This window comes from Streptomyces sp. SA15 (genome assembly GCF_002291145.1).
GTDB lineage: Bacteria > Actinomycetota > Actinomycetes > Streptomycetales > Streptomycetaceae > Streptomyces.
The window spans coordinates 1-15,660 of the sequence record NZ_NTGE01000124.1 but is presented as its reverse complement, the minus strand read 5'-3'; the positions used below and the strand labels follow the sequence as shown (position 1 = coordinate 15,660).

Sequence of the window (15,660 nt, the reverse complement as noted above, 5' to 3'; positions counted from 1 at the left end):
AGCCCTTCCCTCGGTATCCACTTTGCTGCTATAGCTAACGTACTAGTTCGTACATTAGTGAGCCGCTCAGGAGGCCCTTCGGTGCTGTCCAAGGACTCGTATCTCGTCGGACTGATCGGTTCCGGCATCGGCCCGTCGCTCAGCCCGGCGCTGCACGAGCGGGAGGCAGACCGTCAGGGCCTGCGCTATCTGTACCGGATCATCGACATCGCCGCCCTCGGCGTCCCGCCCGAGGCGGTGGGCGATCTGGTACGGGCCGCCCGCGACCTGGGCTTCGACGGGCTCAACATCACGCACCCGTGCAAGCAGCATGTCCTCCGGCACCTGGACGCCCTCGACCCGCAGGCCGAGGCGCTGGGTGCGGTCAACACCGTGGTTTTCGAGGACGGCAGCACGGTCGGCCACAACACCGACGTCACCGGTTTCGCCGCCTCCTTCGCGCGTGGTCTGCCCGACGCACCGCTGGAGCGAGTGGTGCAGCTGGGTGCCGGCGGTGCGGGCGCGGCCGTCGCGCACGCCACGCTCACACTCGGCGCCGAGCGGGTCACCGTCGTCGACGCGCTGCCCGAGCGGGCCGCCGCCCTCGCCGACTCCCTCAACCACCACTTCGGGGACGGCAGGGCGGTCTCCGCCACCCCGGACCGGCTGCCGGACCTGCTCGCGCGTGCCGACGGCCTCGGCGGCCTGGTCCACGCCACCCCCACCGGCATGGCCGCCCACCCCGGCCTGCCCCTGCCCGCCGAACTGCTCCACCCCGGCCTGTGGATCGCCGAGGTGGTCTACCGGCCCCTGGAGACCGAGCTGCTGCGCACCGCCCGCGCGCTCGGCTGCGCCACCCTCGACGGCGGCGGCATGGCCGTCTTCCAGGCCGTGGACGCCTTCCGCCTGTTCACCGGCCGGGAACCCGACAGCGCCCGGATGCTCGCGGACTTCACCGAGCTGGCCGGGAGCGGGGACGGGGCCGTAGGGCCCACCAGTAGTCCGCGAACAGTCGCGAACATCCCGTAAGCAAGGGACCTGAAGAGAAACCGAGGTACCGACGTGCGTACGTCCATCGCCACCGTCTCCCTCAGCGGATCCCTCACCGAGAAGCTCACGGCCGCCTCCCGGGCCGGCTTCGACGGCGTCGAGATCTTCGAGAACGACCTGCTCGCCAGCCCCCTCGGCCCCGAGGGGATCCGCGCCCGCTGCGCCGACCTCGGCCTCACCATCGACCTCTACCAGCCGATGCGCGACATCGAGGGGGTGCCGGGAGAGGAGTTCGCCCGCAATCTGCGCCGCGCCCGGCACAAGTTCGAGCTGATGCGCAGGCTCGGCGTGGATACCGTCCTGGTCTGCTCCAGCGTCTCCCCGCTCGCCGTGGACGACGACGCGCTGGCCGCCGAGCAGCTGAGCCGACTCGCGGACCTGGCGCAGGACTTCGGCATCCGTGTCGCGTACGAGGCGCTCGCCTGGGGCCGGCACGTCAGTACCTACGACCACGCCTGGCACATCGTCGAGACGGCCGGTCATCCGGCGCTCGGCACCTGTCTCGACAGCTTCCACATCCTCTCCCGGGGTTCCGATCCCAAGGGCATCGAGGACATCCCCGGCGAGAAGATCTTCTTCCTCCAGCTGGCCGACGCCCCGCTGCTCGCGATGGACGTTCTGCAGTGGAGCCGGCACTACCGCTGCTTCCCGGGCCAGGGCGGATTCGATATAGCGGATCTTGTACGCAGCGTATTGCATACCGGATACGGTGGTCCGCTGTCCCTGGAGATCTTCAACGACGTCTTCCGCCAGGCCGAAGCCGGTCCCACGGCCGTCGACGCCCGGCGCTCCCTCCTCGTCCTCCAGGAGGCGGTGGGCGTGGCCGCGCCGCCCGCACCGGTGGTCCCCACGGGCATCGCCTTCGCCGAACTGGTCACGCCCGACGCGGAGCCCGTCTCGGCGGTCCTCGGCGCGCTGGGCTTCGCCCGCACGGCACGGCACCGCGGCAAACCGGTCGACCTGTGGCAGTGGGGCGAGGCCCGTGTCCTGGTCAACACCGGGACGGCCGTACGCCGTGACGGCACCGGGCTCGCCGCGATCGGGCTGGAGTCACCGGACCCGAGGGCCGCCGCCCGCCGCGCCGAGGCGATGCTGGCTCCCGTCCTGCCACGCCGCCGCGCCCCGCAGGACGCCCCGCAGGACGCCCCGCTGGACGCCGTGGCGGCGCCCGACGGCACGGAACTGTTCTTCTGCGCCACAGACCGCCCCGAACTCCCAAACTGGCGGGCGGACTTCGAGGACGTGAAGGATGGGAACCTAAAGGATGGGCACGTAAAGGACGAGGACGTAAAGAACGCAGAGCACCTGCCCGTCGCCGCGGAGCCGGTCCGCATCGACCACCTCGCGCTCACTCAGCCCTGGCACCACTTCGACGAGGCCGCCCTCTTCCACCGCAGCGTGCTCGGCCTCGACGCCCAGGAGAGCGTGGACGTCGCCGACCCCTACGGCCTGCTGCGCAGCCGTGCCGTCACCAACGCCGACGGCAGCGTGCGCATCGCCCTCACCGTCGGCCCGGCACCGACCGACGACACCGTCCACGCCCAGCACATCGCGCTGGCCACCGACGACGTGGTCGCCGCGGCCCGCCGCTTCGTCGCGGCCGGCGGCCGCCTGCTGCCGATCCCCGCGAACTACTACGACGACCTGGCGGCCCGGTACGAGTTCGCCGACGGCGAGCTGGCGACGTACCGCGAACTCGGCATCCTCTACGACCGGGACGCGCACGGCGAGTTCCGCCACTGCTACACCCGCACCGTCGGCCGCGTCTTCTTCGAGCTCGTCCAGCGCGACGGCGACTACCGCGGCTACGGCGCCCAGAACGCCCCCGTACGCCTCGCGGCCCAGCACGCGGTGAAGCGGCTCACTGGCGGCTGACGGTCCGGGTCACGCCGGCGAAGACCGTCGTGGCCAGGATCCAGCCGGCGATGACGAGGGCGTAGGACAGCGTCTGGTACCCGCCGCGCGGGGCGAAGGCCCCCTCCTGGCCGAAGGAGATAACCGGCAGCAGCAGGTCGAGGGTGTAGAACACCGGGTTGAAGTGCGGGGCCTCGGACGCCTTGAGCGGTGGTGGATGGTGCAGGCCGTACACGACCGAGCCGACGGCGAGCAGGGACAGCAGCCAGCCGCCCGCCCGCAGTGGACGGAACCCGTAGCCGACGGTGGCGTCCTGGACGTGGCCCCACACACGGCCGTACCAGGGCAGCGTGCCGCGGTGGCGGCGCTGCTTGGCCAGCTGGACGAGCCGGGCGGCGTCGTCGTCGCCGATGCGTCGGTAGGCGGAGGTCAACTGCTCGTACGCGTGCGGGACATAGCCGTCGCCGTCGCACTCCACCATGGGCAGGCGGCGCTCGGCGGGCTCGTGCGGGGTGAGGGAGGTGTAGACGAGGCTGTTGAGCAGCATCCGGTCCGGCACCATCTCCGGTTCCAGGAACAGCACGTCGATCTGGGCGCGGCGCAGATTGAGGAAGCCGTCCGGTGGGGGTCCCTTGCGCAGCCAGAGTTCCCCGATGGTGCAGCTGGTTGCGCGCAGCGCGGCGTCCCCGGGATTCGACAGGCGTGCGTACGACAGGTCGAGGCGGCCGGTGATGCGGGCGCCGCGCAGGCCGATCCAGCCGCGTACGTGGGTGTTCCGCAGCATGACGTCGCCGTTCACGGTGAGCGTCTGTGCGTCGAGGGCGATCTGGCCCGGGTGGGTGAGGTGCGCTTGTCTGAGATCGACCGATCCGTTGACGGTGGCGCCGTTGAGCCGTATCTCGCCGTGGGCGCGCAGCTCCTTCGCCCGCAGGTCGTCCTCGATCAACGCCTGGTTGAGCTTGAGCACGGGTTGCGAGCCGTCCCGCGCGGTGAGTTCCGTGCGGTCCAGGAACAGGGCACCGGATATCTGGGCGCCGCTGAGCTGGATCCGCCCGCGGACCCGGCAGTCCGACAGCCGCACCACGCCGTCGACCCGCGCGCTGCCGAGGTCCAGGGCCGGGAGCACGGAGCCGCGCAGGCTGAGTCTGCGCAGCTGGATGCCGTACAGATCGGGTGGGTCGGTGAAATGGCAGTGGGCCAGGCGGACCGGAGCGTCGACGACGGCGTGGGTGAGGTCGAGCGCGCCGGTGATCCGGGCGCCCATGACCCTGAGGGCGGCGATCTCCCCGTCCTCCTGCGGTGCGCTGACCAGCAGCGACCTCAGCACCGAGGCGCGCAGTGTCCGTTCAGGTCCCCAGTCCGCCCCCGCTGCGGAGTCCTCGTCCGCGGCGGTACGGAAGTCCACAGCTTCCCCGCAGGTAAAGGCCCGCCACACCCGCGCCTCGGCCGGCGTCAGCTCGTTGATCTCCATCAGCGGGGACTCTGACGCGGTGGCCGGGGGCTGTCAACTCGCCCCCGGCCATGATGAGTCACGTCCGGCTGTTCCACTCCACGATCACCGGGCGACCGTGTTCTGTAGACAGTCGACTGACTGTTCCCGTCCCGAGCTGGAACAGTCGACCGTCGGCCGGCGCCAGCCCCAGCCGACGGGCCGTCAGCACCCGCAGGAAGTGACCGTGGGCCACGAGGATCACGTCCCCGTCGGGCAGCGCCGCCTCCACCCGGGTCAGCACCCGGTCGGCACGCAGCCCCACCTGCTCGGGCGACTCGCCGGGGTGTCCGTCCGGGCCGGGCGGCACACCGTCGGTCCACAGGTACCAGTCGGGGCGCGTGCGGTGGATGTCGACGGTGGTGACGCCCTCGTAGGCGCCGTAGTCCCACTCGTGCAGGTCGGGGTCGGTCACGACCCCGGTCAGGCCCGCCAGTTCGGCGGTGCGTATCGCGCGGCCCAGCGGGCTGGTCAGCGCGAGGGCGAAGGTCCGGTGGGCGAGGAGCGGGACGAGGGACTTGGCCTGTTCCTCGCCGCGCTGGGTGAGGGGCAGGTCGGTCCAGCTGGTGTGCTGTCCCGACGCGCTCCACTCCGTCTCGCCGTGGCGGACCAGCAGGAGATCCCCCACGGCGCGCCTACTCCTTCGCCGACTCGACGGCGTGCCCGCCGAACTGGTTGCGCAGCGCCGCGACCATCTTCATCTGCGGTGAGTCGTCCTGGCGGGACGCGAACCGCGCGAAGAGGGAGGCGGTGATGGCCGGCAGCGGCACCGCGTTGTCGATGGCCGCCTCGACGGTCCAGCGTCCCTCGCCGGAGTCCTCCGCGTACCCGCGCAGCTTCTGAAGGTGCTCGTCCTCGTCGAGGGCGTTCACGGCCAGGTCGAGGAGCCAGGAGCGGATGACCGTCCCCTCCTGCCAGGACCGGAAGACCTCGCGCACGTCCGTCACCGAGTGGACCTTCTCCAGGAGCTCCCAGCCCTCGGCGTAGGCCTGCATCATGGCGTACTCGATGCCGTTGTGGACCATCTTGGAGAAGTGCCCGGCGCCGACCTTGCCGGCGTGGACGTAGCCGTACGGCCCCTCCGGCTTGAGCGCCTCGAAGATCGGCTGGAGCCGGTCGACGTGTTCCTTGTCGCCGCCGACCATCAGGGCGTAGCCGTTCTGCAGGCCCCACACGCCGCCGGAGACGCCCGCGTCGACGAAGCCGATGCCCTTGGTGCCGAGCTCCTCGGCGTGCTTCTCGTCGTCGGTCCAGCGGGAGTTGCCGCCGTCGACGACCGTGTCGCCGGGCGACAGCAGGCCGCCGAGCTCGTCGACGACGGACTGGGTCGGGGCGCCGGCCGGGACCATCACCCAGATCGTGCGGGGGGCTTCGAGTTTGTCGACCAGCTCGGCCAGGCTGGCGACGTCGGAGAGCTCGGGGTTGCGGTCGTAGCCGATGACGGTGTGGCCGGCGCGGCGGATCCGCTCGCGCATGTTGCCGCCCATCTTGCCGAGGCCGATGAGTCCCAACTGCATGTCAATTCACTTCCCAAGAGCGCGGTACGCAGCCACGAGGGCGGCGGTGGACGGGTCGAGGCCGGGCACGTCGGCACCCTCGGTCAGCGCGGGCTCGACCCGCTTGGCGAGGACCTTGCCGAGCTCCACGCCCCACTGGTCGAAGGAGTCGATGTTCCAGACGGCGCCCTGGACGAACACCTTGTGCTCGTAGAGCGCGATGAGCTGGCCGAGGACCGACGGGGTGAGTTCCTTCGCCAGGATCGTGGTCGTCGGGTGGTTGCCCTTGAAGGTGCGGTGCGGCACCTGCTCCTCGGGCACGCCCTCCGCGCGCACCTCGTCGGCGGTCTTGCCGAAGGCGAGTGCCTGCCCCTGCGCGAAGAGGTTGGCCATCAACAGGTCGTGCTGCGCCTTGAGTTCGTCGCCCAGCTCCTCGACGGGGCGGGCGAAACCGATCAGGTCGCCAGGGATGAGCTTGGTGCCCTGGTGGATCAACTGGTAGTAGGCGTGCTGCCCGTTGGTGCCGGGTGTGCCCCACACCACGGGCCCGGTCTGCCACTGAACGGGGCGTCCGTCACGGTCCACGGACTTGCCGTTGGACTCCATGTCCAGCTGCTGGAGGTAGGCCGTGAACTTCGACAGGTAATGGCTGTACGGCAGCACCGCGTGCGACTGGGCGTCGAAGAAGTTGCCGTACCAGATGCCCAACAGGCCCAGGATCAGCGGGGCGTTGTCCTCGGCGGACGCGTTCTGGAAGTGCTCGTCGACGATGCGGAAGCCGTCGAGCATCTCCAGGAAGCGGTCCGGGCCGATGGCGATCATCAGGGACAGGCCGATCGCGGAGTCGAAGGAGTAACGGCCGCCGACCCAGTCCCAGAACTCGAACATGTTGTCCGGGTCGATGCCGAACCCGGTGACCTTCTCCGCGTTCGTCGACAAGGCCACGAAGTGCCGGGCGACCGCCTTCTCCTCGCCGCCGAGGCCGGCGAGCAGCCAGGAGCGGGCCGAGGTCGCGTTGGTGATCGTCTCGATGGTGGTGAAGGTCTTGGACGCGACGATGAACAGGGTCTCCGCGGGGTCCAGGTCCCGGATGGCCTCGTGCAGGTCGGCGCCGTCGACGTTGGACACGAACCGGAACGTCAACTCCCGTGCGGTGTATGCCCGCAGCGCCTCGTACGCCATCGCCGGGCCCAGGTCGGAGCCGCCGATGCCGATGTTGACGACGTTCCTGATCCGCTTGCCGGTGTGGCCGGTCCACTCGCCGGAGCGGACCCGGTTCGCGAAGTCGGCCATCTTGTCGAGGACCGCGTGGACCTTGGGGACGACGTTCTCACCGTCGACTTCGATCACCGCGTTCGAGGGGGCGCGCAGCGCGGTGTGCAGTACGGCGCGACCCTCGGTGGTGTTGATCTTCTCGCCGCCGAACATGGCGTCGCGCAGCCCGAACACGTCGGTGGCGGTGGCCAGTTCCTGGAGCAGGGCGAGCGTCTCGTCGGTGACGAGGTTCTTGGAGTAGTCGATGCGCAGGTCGCCGACGCGCACCACGTACCGCTCCGCGCGCCCGGGGTCCGCCGCGAACAGCTCCCGCAGATGCGCGTGCCACTGGGCGCGGTGATCCTCCAGGGCGACCCACTCGGGCCGCCGGGTCAGCTTGGGGGAGCCGGAAACGGAGTCAGACATGAGAGGGGATCTCCTTGGTGGGCTCGCCGCGCAGCGCGACGGCGTACATCTCGTCCGCGTCGAGGCGCCTGAGCTCCTCGGCGATGAGTTCGGAGGTGGAGCGGACCTTCAGCGCGAGGGTGCGCGAGGGCTGGCCCGGCAGGGACAGCGTGGCCAGCGGGCCCTCGGGACGGTCGATGAGGATCTCGCCGTTCTCGGTGCCCAGCCGTACGGCCGTGACGACCGGCCCCGCGGTGACGACCCGGTCGACACTGACGCCGAGGCGGGCCTGAAGCCAGCGGGCCAGCAGCTCGGCGGCCGGGTTCTCCTCCTCGGCCTCCACCGCCGCCGAGATCACCCTCACCCGGGCCTGGTCCAGGGCCGCGGCCAGCATCGAACGCCACGGGGTGAGCCGGGTCCAGGCGAGGTCGGTGTCGCCGGGCGCGTAGGAGCGCACCCGGGTCTCCAGCACCGCGAGGGGGTTCTCCACGGCGTACAGGTCGGTGATCCGGCGCTGGGCCAGCGCGCCCAGCGGGTCCTTCGCCGGGTTCTCCGGCGCGTCCACCGGCCACCACACCACGACCGGGGCGTCGGGCAGCAGCAGCGGCAGGACGACGGAGTCGGCGTGGTCGGACACCTCGCCGTACGTCCTGAGGATGACCGTCTCGCCGGTGCCCGCGTCGGCGCCCACCCGCACCTCGGCGTCGAGGTGGGAGTTGGTGCGGTCGCGCGGGGTGCGGGCGTGCCGCTTGATGACGACCAGGGTGCGCGAGGGGTGCTCGTGCGAGGCCTCCTCGGCCGCCTTGATCGCGTCGTAGGCGTTCTCCTCGTCCGTGACGATCACCATCGTCAGGACCATGCCCACGGCGGGGGTACCGATGGCGCGGCGACCCTGCACCAACGCCTTGTTGATCTTGCTTGCCGTGGTGTCGCTCAGGTCGATCTTCATGGCCTGCGCCAGCTCCGTCCGTCTCGTGCGAGCATCTCGTCGGCTTCCCCGGGTCCCCAGCTGCCCGACGCGTACTGCGCCGGCCGGCCGTGCGTCGCCCAGTGCTCCTCGATCGGGTCGAGGATCTTCCAGGACTCTTCCACTTCCTGGTGACGGGGGAACAGGTTGGCGTCCCCGAGGAGAACGTCCAGGATCAGGCGCTCGTACGCCTCCGGACTGGACTCCGTGAAGGACTCGCCGTACGCGAAGTCCATCGTCACGTCCCGGATCTCCATCGACGTGCCCGGCACCTTCGAACCGAACCGGACCGTCATGCCCTCGTCGGGCTGGACGCGGATGACGATCGCGTTCTGGCCCAGCTCCTCGGTGGCCGTGGAGTCGAAGGGGGAGTGCGGCGCCCGCTGGAAGACGACCGCGATCTCGGTGACGCGGCGGCCCAGGCGCTTGCCCGTCCGCAGGTAGAAGGGGACCCCGGCCCAGCGCCGGTTGTCGACGTTCAGCTTGATGGCGGCGTACGTGTCGGTGGTGGAGGCCGGGTCGATGCCGTCCTCCTCCAGGTAGCCGCGCACCTGCTCGCCGCCCTGCCAGGCGGGCGCGTACTGCCCGCGCACCGTGTGTGCGCCGATGTCCTCCGGCAGCTTCACCGCGCGCAGCACCTTCAGCTTCTCCATGAGCAGCGACTCGGCGTCGAAGGCGGCCGGCTCCTCCATGGCGGTCAGCGCCATCAGCTGCAGGAGGTGGTTCTGGATGACGTCACGGGCGGCACCGATGCCGTCGTAGTAGCCGGCGCGGCCGCCGATACCGATGTCCTCGGCCATCGTGATCTGTACGTGGTCGACGTACGACCGGTTCCAGATCGGCTCGTACATCTGGTTGGCGAAGCGCAGCGCCAGGATGTTCTGGACGGTCTCCTTGCCGAGATAGTGGTCGATGCGGAAGACCTGGTCCGGCTCGAAGACGTCGTGCACGATCGTGTTCAGCTCACGCGCGCTCCTCAGATCGCGCCCGAACGGCTTCTCGATGACCGCGCGCCGCCAGGATCCCCCGGGTGCCTTGGCCAGCCCGTGCTTCTTCAGCTGCCGGACCACCTTCGGGAAGAACTTCGGCGGTACGGAGAGGTAGAAGGCGTAGTTGCCGCTGGTGCCGCGGGAGGCGTCCAACTCCTCGACGGCGGAGCGTAGTTGCTTGAACGCCGTGTCGTCGTCGAAGTCTCCGGGGATGAACCGCATGCCCTCGACGAGCTGTTGCCAGACCTCCTCGCGGAACGGCGTGCGCGCGTGCTCGCGGACCGCGTCGTGCACGACCTGTGCGAAGTCCTGGTCCTCCCAGTCCCGGCGGGCGAACCCGACGAGCGAGAAGCCCGGCGGCAGCAGACCGCGGTTGGCGAGGTCGTAGACGGCCGGCATCAGCTTCTTGCGGGACAGGTCGCCGGTGACGCCGAAGATGACGAGACCGGACGGGCCGGCGATCCGGGGGAGCCGGCGGTCGCGGGCGTCGCGCAGGGGGTTGGACCAGTCTGCGGCCGGGAGGACCGGGACGGTCACCTCCTGCTCGGCCGGCCGCGTCGTGGTGTTCCCGGTTGTCGTGGTGCTCTCGGTTGTCGTGGTTTCCTCGGCTGTCGTGTCGGGAAGCTCTGTGCTCATTCCGCGTCGACCCCCTTGCTGTTCAGGGACTTCGTCACCGCGTCCAGCAGGTCCTGCCAGGCCACCTGGAACTTGGCGACGCCCTCGTCCTCCAGTTGCCGCACGACCTCGTCGTACGAGATCCCGAGCCGCTCGACGGCCGCGAGGTCGGCGCGGGCCTGCGCGTAGCCGCCGGTGACGGTGTTCCCGATGATCTGGCCGTGGTCGGCGGTGGCGTTCAGCGTGGCCTCCGGCATCGTGTTGACCGTCCCCGGCGCGACCAGATCGTCTACATACAGCGTGTCCTTGTATGCGGGATCCTTCACACCGGTCGATGCCCACAGCGGACGCTGCTTGTTGGCCTTGGCCCCGGCGAGGGCTGTCCACCGCTCACCGGCGAAGACCTCCTCGTACGCCTCGTAGGCGAGCCGCGCGTTGGCGAGCGCGGCTCGGCCCTTGAGGGAAAGCGCTTCCGCCGTCCCTACGACCGTCAGCCGCTTGTCGATCTCGGAGTCGACGCGGGAGACGAAGAACGAGGCCACCGAGTGGATCTCGCCCAGGTCCAGACCCTTGGCGTTCGCCTTCTCCAGGCCGACGAGGTAGGCGTCCATGACCTCGCGGTAGCGCTCCAGGGAGAAGATCAGCGTGACATTGACGCTGATGCCGAGGCCGATGACCTCGGCGATCGCCGGGAGGCCGGCCTTCGTCGCCGGGATCTTGATCATCACGTTCGGGCGGTCTACCAGCCAGGCGAGCTGCTTGGCCTCGGCGATCGTCGCCGCCGTGTTGTGGGCGAGACGCGGGTCGACCTCGATGGAGACCCGGCCGTCCCGACCGCCGGTCGCTTCATATACAGGATGCAGGATATCGGCGGCTGCACGCACGTCGGCGGTCGTCAGCATACGGACGGCCTCATCCACCGTCACGCCCCGCGCGGCGAGGTCGGTGAGCTGCTCCTCGTACCCCTCGCCGGAGCCGATGGCGGCCTGGAAGATGGACGGGTTGGTGGTGACGCCGACCACGTGCTTGGTCTCGACGAGTCCGGCGAGATTGCCTGACTCGATACGGCTGCGCGACAGGTCGTCCAGCCAGACGGAGACGCCCTCGTCGGACAGGCGCTTGAGCGCTCCCGCGGTCGCGGTTGCTTCGGTCACTGTGATCATCTTCTTTCTGGCGATCGGATCAACCACGGACGGTGGCCAGCGATTCCCTGGCTGCGGCGGCGACGTTCTCGGCGGTGAAGCCGTACTCGGCGAACAGGGTCTTCGCGTCGGCGGAGGCGCCGAAGTGCTCGAGGGAGACGATGCGTCCTGCGTCACCCACGAACCGGTACCACGTCAGACCGACTCCCGCCTCGACGGCAACGCGGGCCTTCACCGACGGCGGCAGGACCCTCTCGCGGTACTCCCGCGGCTGCTCCTCGAACCACTCCACGGACGGCATCGACACCACCCGCGTGCCGACCCCCTCGGCCTCCAGCCGCTCCCGCGCGGCCACGGCGAGCTGGACCTCGGAGCCGGTGGCGATGAGAACGACGTCCGGGGTCCCGGTGGACGCCTCCTTCAGGACGTAACCGCCCTTGGCGGCATCCGCGTTCGGCGCGTACGTCGGCACGCCCTGACGGGTGAGCGCGAGGCCGTGCGGGGCCGGGGCGGTGGCGTGCCGCTTGAGGATCTCCGCCCAGGCGACGGCGGTCTCGTTGGCGTCGGCGGGACGGACGATGTTCAGACCGGGGATGGCGCGCAGGGAGGCCAGGTGCTCGACGGGCTGGTGGGTGGGGCCGTCCTCGCCCAGGCCGATGGAGTCGTGCGTCCACACGTACGTCACCGGCAGCTGCATCAGCGCGGACAGCCGTACGGCGTTGCGCATGTAGTCGGAGAAGACGAGGAAGGTGCCGCCGTAGATCCGGGTGTTGCCGTGCAGGGCGATGCCGTTCATCTCCGCGGCCATGGAGTGCTCGCGGATGCCGAAGTGGATCGTCCGGCCGTAGGGGTCGGCCTCGGGCAGCGGGTTGTCCGCCGGCAGGAACGACGACGTCTTGTCGATCGTGGTGTTGTTGGAGCCGGCCAGGTCGGCCGAGCCGCCCCACAGCTCCGGGATGACCGCACCCAGCGCCTGGAGCACCTTGCCGGACGCGGCGCGGGTCGCGACGGACTTGCCCTCCTCGAAGACCGGCAGGGTGTCCTCCCAGCCCTCGGGCAGCTGACCGGCGACCACCCGGTCGAACAGCTTGGCGCGCTCGGGCCGGTCGCCGCGCCACTTGTCGATCCGCTTGTCCCAGGCGGCGTGCGCCTCGGCGCCCCGGTCGAGGGCCCGGCGGGTGTGGGCGAGGACCTCGTCGGCGACCTCGAACGTCTTCTCCGGGTCGAAGCCGAGGGCGCGCTTGGTGGCCGCGACCTCGTCCTCACCCAGCGCCGAGCCGTGCGCGGCCTCGGTGTTCTGGGCGTTCGGGGCCGGCCAGGCGATGATCGTGCGCATCGCGATGATCGAGGGCCGCGCGGTCTCGGCCTGCGCGGCCTTGAGTGCCGTATGCAGAGCGTGGACGTCGATGTCGCCGTCGGCGGCGGGCTCGACGCGCTGCACGTGCCAGCCGTATGCCTCGTACCGCCCCAGTACGTCCTCGGAGAAGGCCGTAGCGGTGTCGCCCTCGATGGAGATGTGGTTGTCGTCGTAGAGGAAGACGAGGTTGCCCAGCTTCTGGTGGCCGGCCAGCGAGGAAGCCTCGGCGGAGATGCCCTCCTCCAGATCCCCGTCGGAGACGATCGCCCAGATGGTGTGGTCGAAGGGGGACTCGCCCTCGGAGGCGTCCGGGTCGAACAGGCCGCCCTCGTAGCGGGCGGCCATCGCCATGCCGACGGCGTTGGCTACGCCCTGTCCGAGCGGCCCGGTCGTCGTCTCGACGCCGGCCGTGTGCCCGTACTCGGGGTGGCCGGGCGTCTTCGAACCGTGGGTCCTGAAGGCCTTCAGGTCGTCGAGCTCCAGCTCGTACCCGGCGAGGTACAGCTGCGTGTAGAGGGTGAGCGAGGTGTGCCCGGGGGACAGCACGAAGCGGTCACGACCCGTCCACTCGGGGTCGGCCGGATCGTGACGCATCACCTTCTGAAAGATCGTGTACGCCGCCGGGGCCAGGCTCATCGCGGTGCCGGGGTGGCCGTTGCCCACCCGCTGGACGGCATCGGCCGCCAAAAGGCGGGCGGTGTCGACGGCACGCCGGTCGAGTTCGGTCCATTCGAAGCTGTCCGGTGTCTGCGTGCTCATCTTCAACAAATCCTCGATGGGAGCGAAGTAGCTGGTCTGACGCGTTCAAACTTAAAAGTCTGACTTTTACGGGGGAAGGTCGCGGTGTGTCAGCCTGTGGTGAAAGTGGGACACGGACGGCTTGGTCGAGGCGACGCGAGAAGGACATGGCGGACAGAACCATCCAAGGCGGAGACGGTGACGGCGGAGTGGACGGGATCAGAACGTTCCCCTTCCCGGTCGAACTGAGCGTCGGCGGCGTCGGAATGCAGGTCGGCCCGATGGGCACCGGCCGCACCTGGCACGCCGACGCGCCGCTGGAACGCGTCCACCGCATCGACTTCCACGTCGTGATGCTCTTCGACGACGGCCCCGTACGCCACATGATCGACTTCGCCGGGTACGAGGCGACGGCCGGCGACCTGCTGTGGATCCGCCCGGGGCAGGTCCACCGCTTCTCGCGGACGAGCGAGTACCGCGGAACCGTACTGACCATGCAACCGGGCTTCCTGCCCCGCGCCACCGTCGAAGCCACCGGCCTCTACCGCTACGACCTGCCGCCCCTGCTGCACCCCGACGAGCCGCAGTTGGCGGCGCTGACCTCCGCCCTGGCCCAACTCCAACGCGAGTACGAGGACACGACGACCCTCCCGCTCAGCCTGCACACGTCGGTCCTGCGCCACTCGCTCACGGCGTTCCTGCTGCGCCTCGCCCACCTGGCGGCAAGCTCCGCGGAGGCGGCCCGGCGTCAGTCGGACACCACCTTCACCCTCTTCCGGGACGCGGTCGAGAAGGGCTTCGCCGCCAACCACAGCGTCAGCGCCTACGCCGACGCCCTCGGCTACTCCCGCCGCACCCTCGTCCGCGCGGTCCGCGCCGCAACCGGCGAGACCCCCAAGGGCTTCATCGACAAACGCGTCGTCCTGGAGGCCAAGCGGCTATTGGCTCACACGGACATGCCCATCGGCCGCATCGGCGCGGCGGTCGGCTTCCCTGACGCCGCGAACTTCTCCAAATTCTTCCACCTGCACACGGAGATGACGCCGGCGGCGTTTCGGGCGGAGTTGCGCTGAGCTACTCCGTCCGGGCCCCCTGTGGGTGGGGTGTCCAGACGGTCGCTTCGGAAGCCGGGCGGAAGCCGGCGCGCACATGCGCCAGGAGCTCCGGCAGCGCGGGGTGCTCGTTCCGCGCGTGCCAGACCACGGACCACGGGTAGACGGGCGTCGGGGAGACCATCGGAATCCGGTGCAGTTTCCGCTCGCCCGCCCACGACAGACGGGTCCCCTCTCCCACGAACGTGATCAACGAACTGGACGGACTGATCGCCTCCAGAAGCGGTCCCGTTCCGAAGTTGGGCCCGCTCGGGTCGATGGCGACGGAGAACTCCTCACCGAACGCGCGGTAATAATCCCCCCATTCGCTGTCCTTGACGATTCCCGGCACCCACGCGGTGTACGGGCTCAGCTCTTCCGGCCGGACATATGCGGCACCGGCCAGGGGGTGTTCGTCGCCGATGACGACCTGCAGTGCCTCCAGGCGTACGAGGGAACTGCGCAGAAGGGGCTCGCGCTCCTGGACAGGGGCGCGCAGGTACGCGAACGCCGCGTCGATCTCGTCGTCCAGGAGCGCTCGGAGGGCCGCGGCGGCGTTGGCAAGGGTCAGGGTCTCCAGCGGGATCTCCCCGTGTGCGAGATGGAAGTCCCTCAGCATCTGAGCCGACGCGAGATGACTGCGCAGCACGTCGACCCGGAGCGGCTCCCTGGCGGTCCGCACCGACGCGACGGCCGCCCGTACGGCCATCAGGACGGCGCGCGCGTGCGGGAGGAACGACTCCCCGTGCGAGGTCAGTACCGCACCGGTGGGAACGCGTCGGAAGAGAGCGACACTCAGGAAGGACTCGAGCGCCGCGACCCGCTTGGACACCGCCTGCTGGGTGAGGCCGAGCCGACTCGCCGCGTGCCGGAACTGCCCTTCCTCCGCCACCGCGATGAAGGCGCGCACCGACTCCAGGTTCATCGCTCAGACGCTAGCAGTCGACAACCGATGGTTGTACGGCGGTGTACTCCCGTTGTTTGAAACCGCCTTGGGCGGCGGGTTTGGATGACGGCCTCGACGACGTGTCGCTGCGCGCGAACGGCACGTGCACATCTGATTCCCGAACCGACCCAGGAGCAGGAGTGCCCGAACCATTCACGCATCTGCACGTCCACACCCAGTACTCGCTGCTGGACGGTGCCGCGCGGCTGAAGGACATGTTCAACGCGTGCAACGAGATGGGCATGACCCACATCGCGATGTCCGACCACGGCAACCTCCACGGGGCGT

13 protein-coding genes are annotated in these 15,660 nt (G+C 69.9%); 4 read left to right on the top strand and 9 right to left on the bottom strand.

Annotation, left to right across the window (positions count from 1 at the left end):
- The first annotated feature begins 84 nt into the window (after positions 1 to 84).
- Positions 85 to 1,008, top strand: coding sequence for a shikimate dehydrogenase (locus CLM62_RS28885; RefSeq protein WP_095752879.1), 924 nt, complete (start codon positions 85 to 87; stop codon positions 1,006 to 1,008).
- A gap of 33 nt (positions 1,009 to 1,041) precedes the next feature.
- Positions 1,042 to 2,904, top strand: coding sequence for a bifunctional sugar phosphate isomerase/epimerase/4-hydroxyphenylpyruvate dioxygenase family protein (locus CLM62_RS28880; RefSeq protein ID WP_095752848.1), 1,863 nt, complete (start codon positions 1,042 to 1,044; stop codon positions 2,902 to 2,904).
- Here CLM62_RS28880 and CLM62_RS28875 read toward each other — a convergent pair.
- Genes CLM62_RS28875 through tkt form a run of 8 tightly spaced genes read right to left on the bottom strand, consistent with a single transcriptional unit; the run spans position 2,891 to position 13,356 of the window.
- Positions 2,891 to 4,354, bottom strand: coding sequence for a membrane-associated oxidoreductase (locus CLM62_RS28875; RefSeq protein WP_095752847.1), 1,464 nt, complete (start codon positions 4,352 to 4,354; stop codon positions 2,891 to 2,893). The two genes, CLM62_RS28880 and CLM62_RS28875, sit on opposite strands and share 14 nt — an antisense overlap.
- A 58-nt stretch (positions 4,355 to 4,412) precedes the next feature.
- Positions 4,413 to 5,000: a histidine phosphatase family protein gene (locus tag CLM62_RS28870; RefSeq protein ID WP_095752846.1), complete on the bottom strand. Its 588-nt coding sequence runs from the start codon at positions 4,998 to 5,000 to the stop codon at positions 4,413 to 4,415.
- Between the two features lie 7 nt (positions 5,001 to 5,007).
- Positions 5,008 to 5,889: a phosphogluconate dehydrogenase (NAD(+)-dependent, decarboxylating) gene (gene gnd, locus CLM62_RS28865; RefSeq protein ID WP_095752845.1), complete on the bottom strand. Its 882-nt coding sequence runs from the start codon at positions 5,887 to 5,889 to the stop codon at positions 5,008 to 5,010.
- 6 nt (positions 5,890 to 5,895) lie between these two features.
- Positions 5,896 to 7,548, bottom strand: coding sequence for a glucose-6-phosphate isomerase (gene pgi / locus CLM62_RS28860; RefSeq protein WP_095752844.1), 1,653 nt, complete (start codon positions 7,546 to 7,548; stop codon positions 5,896 to 5,898).
- Positions 7,541 to 8,476, bottom strand: a complete 936-nt coding sequence (gene opcA, locus CLM62_RS28855) for a glucose-6-phosphate dehydrogenase assembly protein OpcA (protein WP_095752843.1) — start codon at positions 8,474 to 8,476, stop codon at positions 7,541 to 7,543. The genes pgi and opcA overlap by 8 nt, the downstream gene beginning before the upstream one ends.
- Positions 8,473 to 10,119 carry a glucose-6-phosphate dehydrogenase gene (gene zwf / locus CLM62_RS28850; RefSeq protein ID WP_257004144.1) on the bottom strand — a complete coding sequence of 549 codons (1,647 nt, stop codon included), beginning with the start codon at positions 10,117 to 10,119 and terminating at the stop codon, positions 8,473 to 8,475. The genes opcA and zwf overlap by 4 nt, the downstream gene beginning before the upstream one ends.
- Positions 10,116 to 11,261, bottom strand: a complete 1,146-nt coding sequence (gene tal / locus CLM62_RS28845) for a transaldolase (protein ID WP_095752877.1) — start codon at positions 11,259 to 11,261, stop codon at positions 10,116 to 10,118. The genes zwf and tal overlap by 4 nt, the downstream gene beginning before the upstream one ends.
- A gap of 19 nt (positions 11,262 to 11,280) precedes the next feature.
- Positions 11,281 to 13,356 carry a transketolase gene (gene tkt / locus CLM62_RS28840; protein WP_095752842.1) on the bottom strand — a complete coding sequence of 692 codons (2,076 nt, stop codon included), beginning with the start codon at positions 13,354 to 13,356 and terminating at the stop codon, positions 11,281 to 11,283.
- A gap of 146 nt (positions 13,357 to 13,502) precedes the next feature.
- Here tkt and CLM62_RS28835 point away from each other — a divergent pair, with 146 nt between their 5' ends.
- Positions 13,503 to 14,408, top strand: a complete 906-nt coding sequence (locus tag CLM62_RS28835; RefSeq protein ID WP_095752841.1) for an AraC family transcriptional regulator — start codon at positions 13,503 to 13,505, stop codon at positions 14,406 to 14,408.
- Between the two features lies 1 nt (position 14,409).
- Here the strand turns inward: CLM62_RS28835 and CLM62_RS28830 are convergent, their stop codons facing one another.
- On the bottom strand, positions 14,410 to 15,351 hold the full coding sequence (locus tag CLM62_RS28830) for a LysR family transcriptional regulator (protein ID WP_095752840.1): 942 nt from the start codon (positions 15,349 to 15,351) through the stop codon (positions 14,410 to 14,412).
- Between the two features lie 161 nt (positions 15,352 to 15,512).
- Between CLM62_RS28830 and CLM62_RS53180 the strand changes: the two genes are divergently transcribed.
- Positions 15,513 to 15,660: PHP domain-containing protein (locus tag CLM62_RS53180; RefSeq protein ID WP_373559196.1), on the top strand; the 148-nt coding region annotated here is incomplete at its 3' end.

Excerpts from the sequence above, each read along its gene's own strand:
- CLM62_RS28875 (WP_095752847.1), bottom strand. The coding sequence starts at position 4,354 with ATGGAGATCAACGAGCTGACGCCGGCCGAGGCGCGGGTGTGGCGGGCC.
- gnd (WP_095752845.1), bottom strand. The coding sequence starts at position 5,889 with ATGCAGTTGGGACTCATCGGCCTCGGCAAGATGGGCGGCAACATGCGC.
- pgi (WP_095752844.1), bottom strand. The coding sequence starts at position 7,548 with ATGTCTGACTCCGTTTCCGGCTCCCCCAAGCTGACCCGGCGGCCCGAG.
- opcA (WP_095752843.1), bottom strand. The coding sequence starts at position 8,476 with ATGAAGATCGACCTGAGCGACACCACGGCAAGCAAGATCAACAAGGCG.
- zwf (WP_257004144.1), bottom strand. The coding sequence starts at position 10,119 with ATGAGCACAGAGCTTCCCGACACGACAGCCGAGGAAACCACGACAACC.
- tal (WP_095752877.1), bottom strand. The coding sequence starts at position 11,261 with ATGATCACAGTGACCGAAGCAACCGCGACCGCGGGAGCGCTCAAGCGC.
- tkt (WP_095752842.1), bottom strand. The coding sequence starts at position 13,356 with ATGAGCACGCAGACACCGGACAGCTTCGAATGGACCGAACTCGACCGG.
- CLM62_RS28835 (WP_095752841.1), top strand. The coding sequence starts at position 13,503 with ATGGCGGACAGAACCATCCAAGGCGGAGACGGTGACGGCGGAGTGGAC.
- CLM62_RS28830 (WP_095752840.1), bottom strand. The coding sequence starts at position 15,351 with ATGAACCTGGAGTCGGTGCGCGCCTTCATCGCGGTGGCGGAGGAAGGG.